At 63.8% G+C, this 13666-nt stretch carries 13 protein-coding genes; all 13 read left to right on the top strand.

Annotated elements, in window-relative coordinates; translation table 11 throughout:
* The first annotated feature begins 192 nt into the window (after positions 1 to 192).
* Positions 193 to 1470: a pitrilysin family protein gene (locus VMS96_14255; protein ID HVP44590.1), complete on the top strand. Its 1278-nt coding sequence runs from the start codon at positions 193 to 195 to the stop codon at positions 1468 to 1470.
* Positions 1471 to 1752: 282 nt separating this feature from the next.
* Entirely contained in the window at positions 1753 to 2259 is a 507-nt protein-coding gene (locus tag VMS96_14250; GenBank protein ID HVP44589.1) for a prepilin-type N-terminal cleavage/methylation domain-containing protein, read from the top strand.
* Positions 2260 to 2288: 29 nt separating this feature from the next.
* A complete protein-coding gene (locus VMS96_14245) occupies positions 2289 to 2885 on the top strand; it encodes a prepilin-type N-terminal cleavage/methylation domain-containing protein (GenBank protein HVP44588.1) in 597 nt (198 codons plus the stop codon).
* A 104-nt stretch (positions 2886 to 2989) separates the two neighbouring features.
* Complete coding sequence (locus VMS96_14240) at positions 2990 to 3193, top strand: hypothetical protein (GenBank protein HVP44587.1); 204 nt, start codon at positions 2990 to 2992, stop codon at positions 3191 to 3193.
* Positions 3165 to 4607, top strand: coding sequence for a class I SAM-dependent methyltransferase (locus tag VMS96_14235; GenBank protein ID HVP44586.1), 1443 nt, complete (start codon positions 3165 to 3167; stop codon positions 4605 to 4607). Before VMS96_14240 ends, VMS96_14235 begins: the two co-directional genes overlap by 29 nt.
* Positions 4604 to 6127, top strand: a complete 1524-nt coding sequence (locus tag VMS96_14230; GenBank protein HVP44585.1) for a sulfatase-like hydrolase/transferase — start codon at positions 4604 to 4606, stop codon at positions 6125 to 6127. The genes VMS96_14235 and VMS96_14230 overlap by 4 nt, the downstream gene beginning before the upstream one ends.
* Positions 6128 to 6159: 32 nt before the next feature.
* Positions 6160 to 7110 carry an ABC transporter ATP-binding protein gene (locus tag VMS96_14225; protein HVP44584.1) on the top strand — a complete coding sequence of 317 codons (951 nt, stop codon included), beginning with the start codon at positions 6160 to 6162 and terminating at the stop codon, positions 7108 to 7110.
* The gene (locus VMS96_14220; protein ID HVP44583.1) at positions 7107 to 7883 is read left to right on the top strand and encodes an ABC transporter permease subunit; all 777 of its coding nucleotides are present in this window, start codon (positions 7107 to 7109) and stop codon (positions 7881 to 7883) included. Before VMS96_14225 ends, VMS96_14220 begins: the two co-directional genes overlap by 4 nt.
* Positions 7880 to 8806: a tetratricopeptide repeat protein gene (locus VMS96_14215; GenBank protein HVP44582.1), complete on the top strand. Its 927-nt coding sequence runs from the start codon at positions 7880 to 7882 to the stop codon at positions 8804 to 8806. Before VMS96_14220 ends, VMS96_14215 begins: the two co-directional genes overlap by 4 nt.
* A gap of 34 nt (positions 8807 to 8840) precedes the next feature.
* On the top strand, positions 8841 to 9497 hold the full coding sequence (lolA, locus tag VMS96_14210; GenBank protein HVP44581.1) for an outer membrane lipoprotein chaperone LolA: 657 nt from the start codon (positions 8841 to 8843) through the stop codon (positions 9495 to 9497).
* Between the two features lie 97 nt (positions 9498 to 9594).
* Entirely contained in the window at positions 9595 to 10806 is a 1212-nt protein-coding gene (locus VMS96_14205) for a type II secretion system F family protein (protein ID HVP44580.1), read from the top strand.
* A gap of 72 nt (positions 10807 to 10878) precedes the next feature.
* A complete protein-coding gene (locus VMS96_14200) occupies positions 10879 to 12534 on the top strand; it encodes a GspE/PulE family protein (GenBank protein ID HVP44579.1) in 1656 nt (551 codons plus the stop codon).
* 96 nt (positions 12535 to 12630) lie between these two features.
* The gene (locus VMS96_14195; protein HVP44578.1) at positions 12631 to 13521 is read left to right on the top strand and encodes a hypothetical protein; all 891 of its coding nucleotides are present in this window, start codon (positions 12631 to 12633) and stop codon (positions 13519 to 13521) included.
* The last annotated feature ends 145 nt before the right edge of the window (positions 13522 to 13666 follow it).

Below are 13666 nucleotides of genomic sequence, written 5' to 3'. Positions count from 1 at the left end.
GTTCTTTGTACGCTCGCCCGCTCGTGCATCCTACTTACCTGATTTCAGCCGGTGGCTGAGTGTTGAACACCGTGGGACTCCGCCCTCGGGAAGTCTTCAAGCGATTGAAAATGCGGCACTAATGTTTTCGGCACGAGCGTTCGACCTATGTCACAATTTCTGACCGGGGCCTTCTCAGAAGTAGAAGAAGCAATGGTCGAAGAACTGCGCAATATTCAACGCGAGGTTCTGCCCAACGGTCTGATCGTGCTGACCGAGGAGATGCCTCACATCCGCTCCGTGTCTATCGGGATATGGATCAAGACCGGCTCGCGCCACGAGGATGCCGAGGTCAACGGCATCTCCCATTTCGTCGAGCACATGGTCTTCAAGGGAACGGAGACGCGCAGCGCCGAGGATATTGCCCGCCAGATCGACTCCATCGGCGGCAACATGGACGCCTTTACCGCCAAGGAATGCGTCTGCTTCACCGTCAAGGTGCTCGACGAGCACCTGCCCATCGCCCTCGAGGTGCTGAGTGATCTGGTTCTCCACCCCGTTTTCGACGTCAAGGACATCGCCCGCGAGCGCGGCGTCATCCTGGAAGAGATCAAGATGGACGAAGACAGCCCCGATTATCTCGTCCACGAGATCTTCACCCAGAATTTCTGGCGCGACCATCCGCTGGGGAAACCCATCCTGGGCACCAAAGAGACCGTGCGCCGATTCGAGCAGCCCTTGGTGTTCGATTTCTACCGCCAGCGCTTCACCCCCGGGAACATCATCGTCAGCGCTGCCGGCAACATCAATCATCAGCAGTTCGTGGAGCTGGTCAGCGGCCATTTCGCTCGGCTAAAGCCGGCCAGGAACGGCTTCCACGAGTCGCCGCCTCAAGTCTCCTCCCGCATCGTGCTGCGTAACAAAAGATCGCTGGAGCAGGTGCAGATCTGCGTCGGTGTACCCGCCTATCCCATCGCCCATGACCGCCGCTATCCCTCTTACATCCTGAACACCCTGCTGGGTGGGGGCATGAGCTCTCGACTCTTTCAGAACGTCCGCGAACGCCAGGGCCTGGTCTATGCCATTTACAGCGAGCTGAACCCCTATCGCGACACCGGATGCCTCTCGGTTTACGCCGGCACCTCACTGGAATCCGCCAGCAAGGTGGTGGAATCCATCGTGCAGGAATTCCGCAACCTGAAAGCCGATGCCATTCCCCAGGAGGAGCTGCGACGGGCCAAGGACCAGTTGAAGGGCAGCCTCATGCTCAGCCTGGAATCTTCGACTGCGCGGATGTCCAACCTGGCCCGCCAGGAAATGTACTTCGATCGCTTCTTTGGGCTCGACGAGATCATCCAGCGCATCGAGGCCGTCGTCGCCGACGACCTGGTCGCCATGGCTAACGAGTTCTTCCACACCGATAAGATTGCCGTCACCGTCCTCGGCAACCTGGAAGGCCTGAAAATCACCCGCGAGCAGCTCACCTGTTGAACCGGGGGTTTGCCCTAGGCCGACCCTCACTGCCTGACAAAAATTGAGGTTTTGATTGACATAAACTGTCATTCGACCTAACATCCCGCGCGTTGACCACCCACAACCCTACTGCTGACACTCGGCCAGTAGCACACAAGCCGCCAGTAATCAACAAGTTGGCCGAATACACCTTCCACCCTCCAGAACGCCTGCCGTTGGCAAGCAAAGTGCGAACACCCAGATGGCCCCCGACGTTCAACAGTTTCAGGCAACACTCAGAACGACAAGAGAGGAAACTACATGAAGAAGCAGAAAGGATTCTCGCTGATCGAGCTGCTGATTGTGGTAGCGATCATTCTGATCATCGCCGCAATCGCCATCCCGAACCTGCTTCGTTCCCGCATTGCGGCGAACGAGAGTTCAGCGGTGGGCTCACTGCGTTCCATCAACACAGCGGAAGTCACTTACTCCAGCACCTATCCGGCGCAGGGCTTTTCTGACACCCTGGCCAAGCTGGGCCCGGGCGCTGGACCGCCCGCAACCTCGACCAACGCCAGCCTGCTCGATGCGGTCGTCGGCTGCGGCGGAGCGAAGTGCCCCAAGAGCGGCTACGAACTGACGCTGTCCGGACCGGGCGCCACCCCGCGCGTGACTTACGCGTCGGCGGCAGTCCCCATCAACCCCGGCCAGAGCGGGCAGCGTACCTTCTGCTCCACGGGCGATGGCGTCATCCACTTCGATCCAGGCGGCGGCATCGCTGCGGGTATCATCGACACGGCGTGCCAGGCCTTCCCGGCCCTGCAGTAAGCTGATCGGGCTCTGATTTTGGCAAGTACCTGGGGGAGGGTACGAGCCAGGGGGAACGCGGAACGCGAGTTCTGGTTCCCCTTTTTGTTAGACCATCGAAACACCGGAGACAACAAATTAAGAAACACGAAGGATTCTCGCTGATCGAGCTGCTGATCGTGGTGGCGATCATTCTGATCATCGCCGCGATCGCCATCCCGAACCTGCTTCGTTCCCGCATCGCGGCGAACGACAGCTCAGCGGTGGGCTCGCTGCGTTCCATCAACACTGCGGAGGTCACCTACTCCAGCACCTACCCGGCGCAGGGCTTTGCTGACACCCTGGCCAAGCTGGGCCCGGGCGCTGGACCGCCCGCGACTTCGCTGCAGGCCGGCCTGCTGGATGCGGTGGTGGGCTGCGCCGCGGCCCCGTGCCCCAAGAGCGGCTACTTTCTAAGCCTGTCCTCGCCGGGCGCGATCCCGCGCGTATCGTACGTGTCGCATGCTGTGCCCCAGAATCCCGGCCAGAGCGGGCAGCGCACCTTCTGCAGCTCGGCGGATGGCGTCATCCACTTCGATCCGGGCGCTGGTATCACGGCGGCTACCACCGACGTGCAGTGCCAGACCGGCTTCCCGGCCCTGCAGTAAGCTGATTCCGGGGCGGGCTGGTCCCGCCCCGATTTCTGTCCAGGTACCGCGGTAACTACCTCGAGCAGCATGGTTTTCTGGTATTTTTGTGATGTAGGAGCGAGATGATGACGGCGTTCGGAGTCCCGAATCCTGGCCTCTTGGCCCTGTTCTACGCCGACCCTGGGTCCGGGGCGCTGCTGTGGCAGTTGATCGGCTCGTTCTTTATCGGCCTCTTGTTCTACTTCCGCCGCTTTGCCGCCTGGATCAGTCCGCGCGGCGGCCATAAGCGAAGCCAGGATGCCCTCAGCAACGAAAAGTCACGCTGATCCGCAATCCGCATCCTTTCGAGACCCTGCCGGACGCCTGATCCGTCGTGGTGGCCACTTGGTGCGGGCGGTTTTTCCGCCGGGCCTGCCCAACCTCCAAGCCTTCCAGGCATCCGCCACGGTGCGCCGGCTCGCCGACTTGGGCCATGTCATTCCTGCCGAAGTGTTGGAGGACACGGCAGCAAGAGAGCTGAAACGCGAGCTTTCGCTGCCCGACGATGCCCTCCTGCTGCGCCACGAGCGCCTCGAGTTCCCCTCCTATCCCTACGAGTGGCCTCCTGAGATGCTCGCCGCCGCCGCCGAACTCACCCTCGACCTCGCCGAGGGACTGCTTGATGAAGGCCTTGGGCTGAAGGACGCCACCCCCTTCAACATTCTTTTCCGCGGCTCCGACGCCGTGTTCGTGGATGTCCTGTCGGTCGAACCGCGGGCACCCGGCGATCCCGTGTGGCGCGCCTACGCCCAGTTCGTGCGCACGTTCTTGCTGCCACTGATCGCCTACAAGCATTTTCGTCTGGCTCCGGACCAGGTGTTCACCGGCCGCCGGGAAGGGCTTTCACCGGAAGATGTGTACCGCATGAGCAGTCCGCTGCGGCGCCTTCTTCCGCCGCTTCTGGGATACGCCACCATCCCCACCTGGCTCAGTGCGCGCTCCGAAGCTCGTGGACCGCAGTTGTACCAACCCCGCCACGAAGCTCCGGACAAGGCCCGGTTCGTTCTTGCCTCACGGATCCGTAGCTTGCGCAAAGCCGTGCGCAGCATCGGCGGGTTCTCGCCCAGCTCACATTGGACCGGCTACGCCGAGACCCATCCCAGCTACACCCGGGAGCAAGAGAGCGCAAAGAAAGACTTCGTCCGCCGCTGGCTGGCCGAAGATCGTCCCCACAGTCTGCTCGATGTCGGCTGCAACACCGGCGCCTATAGCGTGGAAGCCGCCGCTGCCGGCGCGCGCGTTGTAGCGCTCGACGCCGACGCTGCCCTCGTCGGCCGCCTGTACCGCCGGGCCGCAGCCCAGAACCTGACGATCCTGCCGCTGGTCGTGAATATCGCCCAGCCCAGCCCGGCTACCGGATGGCGGAATCAAGAGTGCCCGTCCTTTCTAGAGCGGGCCTGTGGTCAGTTCGACGCCGTGCTCATGTTGGCCGTTCTCCACCATTTGATGGTCACCGAACGCGTGCCTCTGGATTCGGTGTTGGACCTGGCGGCCGACCTGACCCGCGACTGGCTGCTGATCGAGTTCATCTCTCCCCAGGATCCGATGTTCCGCCGCATCGTCCGCGGGCGCGAGGAGCTGCACGCCGACCTGGATCGCAGCGGTTTCGAACAGGCGGTCCAGAGACGTTTCCGCATCGTCCGTTCGTTGACCTTGCCCGCGAGCGAGCGCACTCTCTTCCTGTTACGGCGCGCGGCATGAGATCGTTCACCCGCCGCGACTTTCTGGTCTGCCTCTCTCTGGCCGGTATCTGCCTGATGGAGGTCTGGCGCCGCCTGGTCTTTGCCAATCAGTTCCTTTTGCCGCGCTGGTCGTGGCGCGACTTGCTGGCCGCCGGCATCGTCCTAGCACTGCTCACCGGCATCCTGTCGCTCGTCGTCTGGCTCGGCCGTTCCACCCCCTTGCGGCGAATCGCCTTCGATCGCTGGGTCTTCCTGCTGCCGCTAGTCGTATTCCTGAATCTGATCCGCCATCAGTTTCCGAACGACGTTTCCCGCATCATCCGCGACGAGAACTTCTTCGCCTACCTGGCGCTGCTGGTCATTGTGGTGATGTCGCTGCTGGCCCGGTTCCCTCTCTGGATCGGTCGCGCAGCCGAGGTCGTCGCTCTGTGTTGCCTGCCGTTTCTGCCGATCATGGTCCTGCAGGCGTCCTGGAGGGTTGCGCATGAACCACCTCTGCCGCTCGTCGCCGGCCGGATCCATTCGTCGTCGCCCGCGCCCACCCGCTTCGTCTGGATCATCTACGACGAAGCCGACTGGCGATACATCGATCCCCGCACCCGCCCCACCGGCCTGCAACTTCCCGAGCTTGACCGCATGATGTCGGAGTCCCTGTGGGCCGACAATGCCATCCAGTCCGGCATTCAGACTGCAAGCGCCATTCCATCACTGATGTACGGGCAACCGGTGGAGATCGGGCTCTTCCACGGCACCGGCCTGCTGGTCACCGCCGACGATCAGAACAAGCCGGTGGATTGGATCAAGGAATCCTCGGTGTTCAGCTGGGTGCGCTCGCAGGGCTGGGACGCCACCATCGTGGGCTGGTACATCCCCTACTGCCGGGTGCTGGCTCCCGTCCTGAGCGACTGCTATTGGGAATCCATCGACACCCGCGTGCGCGGCTTCGAGCCCAGCCTCTCGACCAGCCTGGGCAGCGCGCTCCGCAGCCTGTGGCCGCTGGAGGATCGTCAGCGTCATGTCCTCCGCTACGACCGGCTGCTGCGGGAATCCATCGAGGACGCCACCGATCCCACGCTCAGCCTGGTCCTGCTGCACCTGCCCGTGCCGCACGAGCCCGCTATCTACGACCGCGGCTCCGGCCACCTGACCATCTTCAACTTCGCAAGGGACTGGTATCTTGATAATCTTGCCCTCGGCGATCGCAATCTCGCCGACATCCGCCGCGCCATGGAGCAGGCGGGCGTATGGGACCGCTCCACCGTGCTGGTGACTTCCGACCACGCCCTGCGCTGGTACGCTGATTGGAACGAGCAAAGCAGCCCGCGCATTCCGTACATGGTGAAGCTCGCGGGGCAGAAGCATGGCCTCGAGTATCACAACCGCTTTCATACGCTCCTCACCCGCGAGTTGATCCAGGCCTGCCTGCTGGGTCAGATCCGCACCACCGACGAGCTGCGCGCCTGGCTCGACTTGCGCTCCAAGCCCGTCCCGCCCGCGCCCGCGGCTGTCGTGCGCATGCCGGTCCCCGGCACCCCGTGACCTCTTCGTCTATAATCTCGCGTACAGCACCGATGACGGCGATTGAGACGCTCAATCTCCAGAAGAGTTACACCTTCGGCTTCTGGCGCAAGCGGCAGAAGGTCGCTCTGCACCCGCTGAATCTCTCTATCCAGGAAGGCGAGATCTTCGGTTATCTCGGCCCCAATGGGGCCGGCAAGACCACCACCCTGCGCCTGCTGATGGGAATCATTTTTCCTACCGGCGGCTCCGCCCGCATCCTCGGCCACGACATGCAGGACCCGAGGGTCAAGGCGCAGATCGGCTTCCTTCCCGAGCAGCCCTACTTTTACGACTACCTCACCGCCTCCGAGCTGCTGCACTACTACGCACAGCTCTCCGGGGTCCCGGCCGGCGAGCGCGCTCCGCGGGTTTCCACGATGCTCAGGCGCGTTGGCCTGGCCGATGCTGCGGACATCCAGTTGCGCAAGTTCTCCAAGGGCATGTTGCAGCGCGTCGGTATCGCGCAAGCCATCCTCCATGACCCTAAGGTTGTCTTTCTCGACGAGCCCATGTCGGGGCTCGATCCCATCGGCCGCCGCGAGGTCCGGGACCTGATCCAGGGACTGAAGGACGAGGGCAAGACTGTCTTCTTCTCCACTCACATCCTCTCTGACGCCGAGGACCTGTGTGACCGGGTCGCGGTCGTGCACCAGGGAACGTTGCGCGGCGCCGGGACCATCAGGGAGCTGACCGCTAGCACCGGCGGCCGGGTTGAGATCCACTGGCAAGGCGGCGGCGCAGAGGCCGCTGTCACCGCTTTGGGTGGCCAATGCCGCCTCAGCGGCGAGACTCACCGCGCCATCCTGCCGGAAGAAAAACTCGACGCCGCGCTCGACGCTCTGCGTCGCGCCGGCGTCCGGCTCATTTCCGTCAATCCTGTGCGCATCACCCTGGAGGACTACTTCCTGCAGCAGATGGGCGCTCCGGCCGACCGCGCTGCTCCGGCGGAGGTCGCCCCATGACCTCCCGCCTGGCTTACATCGCCTTCAACACCTTCCGCGAAGCAGTGCGCGACCGCGTGCTCTACAACCTGATTTTCTTCGCCCTGCTGATGGCCGCCTCCTCCATCTTGGTCGGGCAGATCTCCATCAACGTCGAGCGGCAAGTGGTGATCAACCTCGGTCTGACCGCGGTTTCTCTCTTCGGGCTGGCGATCGCCATCTTCATCGGTATCGGCCTGGTGGCCAAGGAGATCGACAAGAAGACTCTCTACACCCTGCTCTCCCGCCCGGTGCGGCGCTGGGAATTCATCGTGGGCAAGTTCGCCGGTCTCTCTCTCACCCTGGTGGTGAACACGGCCCTGATGGCGGTGGGTGTCCTGGGCGCGCTGTTCTATGTCACCCGCGCCTTCACCTGGTCGGACACCTACGTCCTCATCGCCATCTACTTCATCATCCTTCAATTCATCGTGGTGACCGCCATCACCTTGTTGTTCTCGTCGTTCTCCTCGCCCATCCTCTCCGCCGTCTTTGCGCTGGCCATGTTCGTGATCGGTACATTCGCCGAAGACCTGCGTGCCTTCGCCCTGCTGGCCCGGCCGCCGGCGCGCTGGCTGGCCATCGGCATGGCCCACCTGGTTCCCAACTTCGCCGCCCTGAACGTCATCACGCCGGTGGCCCACGGAGAGCCGGTCGCCGCCAGCCTCGTCCTGTTCAACACCGTTTACGCGCTGCTCTACTCGGTGGTAGCGGTCAGCACCGCCGTCATCATCTTCGAGTACCGGGATCTCAAATGACTTCGCGGGGCAGGGTCGTGGCGGTCGCCAGCGTGCTCTTGCTGGCCAGCCTGGCGGGCGCGGTGCTCATGGTCCGCCGCCTCGACCGCTTGCGCGCCGGCAAGACCCTGCAGGACGTCCTCTATATCCCCTCGCCCCAGATCGTGAGGCGGCTCAGCCTCGGTTACAACGGACTGCTCGCCGACATCTACTGGACGCGGGTCGTGCAGTATTTCGGCGGCAAGCACCACGAGGGCTCCATGGAGTACAAGCTGTTGGCGCCCCTGCTCGACATCACCACCACGCTCGATCCGCGGCTCCTGCCCGCCTATGAGTTCGGCGCCATCTTCCTTAGCCAGGAGCCGCCGCAGGGCGCCGGTGATCCCGACGCCGCCGTAGCCCTGGTGCAGCGCGGTATCCGCGCCAATCCCCGTGCCTGGCGCCTCTACTACAACCTCGGCTACATCCACTACATCGAGCGCAAGGACTACAAGGCCGCGGCCCAGGCATTCGAGGAGGGCGCCAAGATTCCCAGCTCCCATCCCTGGATGCGGATCATGGCCGCCATCATGGCCCAGCACGGCGGCGAGATCGCCACCGCCCGCTTCCTCTGGGAGCACATCTACGAATCCACGAACGACCAGATGATCAAGGACAACGCCGTCCGCCACCTGCTGGCCCTGCGAGTGGATGAAGAGGTCGGCTACCTCGAGGCTCTGGTCCGCCAGTACTACGAGAACACCGGGAAGCCGGCCAGCAATTGGTTCCAGATGATCTCGGCCGGCTACCTAAGCCGGCTCCCCGTCGACCCTCAGGGGAAGCCTTATGAACTCACGCCCGACGGCCGCGTCGAGGTGCAGGACCCGGATTCCCTGCCCTTTATCACCCGCGGGCTGCCACCGGGCAAGGAAGCACCCAAGTTCTGGAAGTCGGAATCAAAGTAAGCAAAGTACCGCTGTCCGGAGACCTGAAAGAACATTGAGAAAGATCCCTGGTGCGATTCTCGCAGTCCTGCTGGCCACCGCCGCCTTGCGCGCCGACGATGTGCAGCGGCTGGCCGACAGCGTGGACCGCCGCTACAACCACCTGGATACGCTCACCGCGGATTTCACTGAGATCTACAAGGGCGCCGGCATCCAGCGCACCGAGTCGGGCACCCTCTGGCTCAAGAAACCCGGCCGCATGCGCTGGGATTACCGCAACCCGCGCGAGAAGCTGTTCCTCACCGACGGCAAGAAGGCGTATTTCTACGTGCCTGGCGAACGGCAGGCCCGACAGGCGCCGGTGAAGAACATCGACGACCTGCGCTCCCCTTTGCGCTATCTGCTGGGAAAGACGAAGCTGCAAAAGGAGTTCAGCGGCCTCGCGCTGGCCAACATCCCCCCGGCAGCGACGGGCAACGTCGTGCTCCAGGGTGTGCCGAAATCCATGGCCGACCGTCTCAGCCGGGTTCTGCTCGAGGTCAGCCCCGACGGCACCATCTTCCGCATCGTCGCAGAGGAACTGGATGGTTCCAGCACCGAGTTCCGTTTCCGCAACCAGCAGGAGAACGTCAACATCCCCGACACCCGATTCCAGTTCCACCCTCCTGCCGGGGTCGAGATGATCCAGGCGGGCGACGTCGGAGAATACTAGGCAGCAGGAGGCAGGTGTGGAGCCGGCTTCCTGCTTCCTGCTTCCTGCTTCCTGCGTCCTGCCCCCCATTTTGCGGTGATAGACTCATAAATAACCGATGGCCGAATTTCTGATCAGGATGGCCGACGAGCGCGGGCAGGTGCTGGAGCAGGTCGAGCACAGCCACTCCGAGGCGGAACTGCGCGACCGCTACGCCCAGCAGGGTTTCCTGGTTTACTCCGTGAAACCACGCGGGCTTTTCGCCGGCGGCGAGCTCCAGCTGGGCGGCAACCGCGTCAAGCAGGACGAGTTCATCATCTTCAATGCCCAGTTCCTGACGCTCATCAAGGCCGGCTTGCCGATCCTGACCGCTCTCGACCTCCTGCATCGGCGCCAGCGAAACCGCTACTTCCGGCGCGTGCTGGAGGACGTCCGCGACCGCCTGCGCAGCGGCGAGTCACTGTCCCAGGCGTTTGAAGCGCAAACGATTTTCCCCAAGATCTACACCACCACCCTGCTGGCAGGCGAGAAGAGTGGCAATCTCGACGAAGTCCTCGGCCGCTATATCGCCTTTCAGCGCGTGGCCAATTCGGTGCGCAGGAAGCTGCTGGCGTCCCTGGTCTACCCGGCGCTGCTGCTGGTCCTGGTGACTGTGATGCTGACCTTCCTGGTCACCTTCGTCGTTCCTCGGTTCGCCGAGCTGTACCGCCAGCTCGAAGTGAGATTGCCGGTCAGCACCGAGATCATGCTCACCATCGGTGTCTTCATCCAGAAATGGTTCCCGCTGATCATTGGCGTGCTACTGCTCGTGGTGTTCCTGATCTGGCGCTGGCAACGCAGCGAGCGTGGCGCCCAGGCGCTGGATAGCTTCCGCATGAAGTTGCCGTTGGTGGGGGCCATCTGGCTCAAATACCAGGTGGCGATGTTCTCGCGCATGCTCTCCACCCTGCTGGCCGGCGGCCTGCCTCTGGTGCCGGCCCTGCAGACGGCCGGCGCTTCCATGCAGAGCCGGCTGCTGGCCTCCGGCATCAGCCGCTCGGCCCAGCGCGTCCGCGAGGGTGCGCCGCTGTCCCGCAGCCTGGAAGAAACCAAGGTCATGCCTGACCTGGCGGTGGAGATGATCGAGGTCGGGGAATCGACCGGCTCCCTGCCCGGTATGCTGAACTCGGTCGCTGAGTTCTACGAGGAAGACGTCGCGACCTCGGTCGCTGCCGCCCTGACCCTGATCGAGCCGGTCATCCTCATCTTCATGGGCGTGGTCGTGGTCGGAGTGCTGATATCGCTTTACATGCCTATTTTCAGTCTGGGCTCCGGAGGCCTTCACCGCTGAACGTGCAAGGATGGCGTAGCCGTGCGTTCCAGATCGATGTGGGCTCGGAAAGAGGAATGGGTGACCCGGTAAATGGCCGATAAGAAGCCGGTTTTCGTGAACGGTGGAAGCATCGCCCTCAGCGGCGTGCAGGACGAGGAAGCGCGCGCCCGTGATCTGGCCCGGCGCTATCGCTGCGAATTCCAGGACCTGCGCAATTTCCGCCTGCAGCCGGAACTCTTCCGCAAGATCGAAGCTGACCTGATGTTCCGCTACAACTTCGTCCCCCTCGAGGAGCTGGAAGACGGCCGCCTGGTCATCGCCATCGCCGACCCCAGCCAGCTCATGATGATCGACGAGATCGGGCTGCTCCTCGGCAAGCGCCTGGTGGTCAAGGTCGCCACCCTTTCCCAGATCAGCGACATCCTGAAGAAGACCGAGCAGTCCCAGCGCGTGCTGGAGGAAGCCAGCGAGAGCTTCACCCTCAACGTCGTCCGCGAAGACGAGGCCGGCGAAGAGACCATCTCCATCGAGAAGCTGACCGGCGAGGCCGACAGCCCCATCATCCGCCTGGTGGACACCACCATCTTCACCGCCCTGCAGCGCCGTGCCTCCGACATCCACATCGAATCGCGCGACGAGTCGGTGGTCATCAAGTACCGCATCGACGGCGTGCTCATGCAGGCCATGGCCCCCATCGCCAAGGACCATCACAACACCATCATCTCCCGCATCAAGGTGATGTCGGAGCTCGACATCGCCGAGCGCCGGGTGCCCCAGGACGGCCGCTTCCGCGTGAAGTACGGCAATCCGCACCGCGACATCGACTTCCGCGTCTCCATCATGCCTACCATCTTCGGCGAGAACGCCGTGCTTCGCGTCCTCGACAAGGAGTCGATGAGCGAGAAGTTCAAGAAGCTTACCCTCGACGTGGTGGGCTTCAGCGACGACGACCTCAAGCGCTTCCGCCGTTACATCCTGGAGCCCTACGGCATGGTGCTGGTCACCGGCCCCACCGGCTCCGGCAAGACCACCACCCTTTACGCCGCGCTCAACGAGATCAAATCCGAGGAAGACAAGATCGTCACCATCGAGGACCCGGTCGAGTACCAGATCAAGGGCGTCACCCAGATCCCGGTGAACGAGAAGAAAGGGCTGACCTTCGCCCGCGGCCTGCGCAGCATCCTGCGCCACGACCCCGACAAGATCATGGTGGGCGAGATCCGCGACACCGAGACCGCCCAGATCGCCATCCAGTCCGCCCTCACCGGCCACCTGGTCTTCACCACCGTGCACGCCAACAACGTGGTCGACGTCATCGGGCGCTTCCTGAACATGGGCGTCGAGCCCTACAACTTCGTCTCCGCCCTGAACTGCATCCTGGCGCAGCGCCTGGTCCGCGTCATCTGCGACAGCTGCCGGAAAGAGGTCCGCTACTCCGCCGACGTCCTGGAAGCCAGCGGTCTCGACCCTAAGGAATGGGGGCCGGTGCCGTTCTACGAAGGCGAAGGCTGCATCGAGTGCGCCGGCACCGGTTTCCGTGGCCGCACCGCCATCCACGAGCTCCTCGACCTGACCGACCGCGTGCGCGAGATGATCCTCGACAAGAAGCCGACCTCCGAGATCCGCCGCGTGGCCCGCGAGGACGGCATGCGCTTCCTCCGCGAGTCGGCCCTGGACCGGGTGCGCCGCGGCATCACCACCCTGAAGGAGATCAACAAGGTCACTTTCATCGAAACCACGCGCTAGAGCAAGTGGCCCGCGCGCCCTCGACGCGGGCAGGTTTAGCGAGGATCTCATTTACCTCTTGAAACTTGATACCCGAAACTGGAAACTAGCCGGTTCATGCCGCACACCGTGAAGAACCGGCTGCGGATCGCCTGCGAGATCGCGGCCGACCGCGTGGTGGCCGCGCGCGCCCACGAAGGCGCCATGCTGGTGGACGTCCACAGCGCCCGCCGCCTCTCTGCTGGCGCGGTCGTCCCCGGCCTGGCCCCCGGCAACGTCACCCGCAGGGAAGAATTGCGGCTGGCGGTCAGCGACGTCCTCGCCGCCGTCGGCGGCCGCACCCGCGATGTTGTGGTCGTTATCCCCGACGCCGCGGTCCGCGTCATGCTGCTCGACTTCGAGACCCTGCCCGAAGATCCGGCAGAAGCCGCCGGCATCGTCCGCTTCCGCCTGCGCAAGTCGCTCCCCTTCGACATCGAGCAGGCTGCACTTTCCTATCAGGCCCGTCGCGCCGATGGTTCGGTGCGGGTGGTGGCGGCGGTCGCGCCCCGCGCCGTCATCCAGGAGTACGAAGCGCCTTTCGTGGACCTCGGCTACGCGCCCGGGGTGGTCCTGCCTTCGATGCTGGCGACCTTGGGCGTCGTCGCCGGCGAACGCCCCACCATGGTGGTGAAGATCGACCGTGGCACCATCACCGTCGCCATCGTGGACGGCAACGAACTTCGCCTCTTCCGCACCCTGGAGAACCCGGCTGGCGGGCGCGTCGAAGGCGCCCAGGTCGCCTCCGAGATCTACCCCTCGGTCGTCTTTTTCGAGGACACCTTCGGCGAGCACATCGAGGGCATCCTGGTCAGCGGCGCATCCGCCGCCGAGATCGCCCCCGCACTGCAGGAACAGTCCAATGCCCGCGTGCAGGACCTCCCGCTGGCGCGTTACGTCAGCGGCGAGCTGCCCGCCGACGTCCCGGGGTGGTCGCTGGCCGGAGTCGCAGGAGCCTTGCTGGGCTGATATGCGCGTCGCCATCAATCTCGCAACCCGCCCCTACGAAGATGTAACGGAGTTTTACCGCACCTGGGGCTTGGCGCTGGGCGCGGGACTGGGAGAGCGGGGAGAGCAGGTACACGATGGCCGCCAGGTCGAGCACGGCCAGGAT

Source organism: Terriglobales bacterium (assembly GCA_035543055.1).
Taxonomy (GTDB): Bacteria; Acidobacteriota; Terriglobia; order Terriglobales; family Acidobacteriaceae; genus JAIQFD01.
Note: the sequence above shows the minus strand (reverse complement) of the source record. Positions and strands in the feature narration are given on the sequence as shown.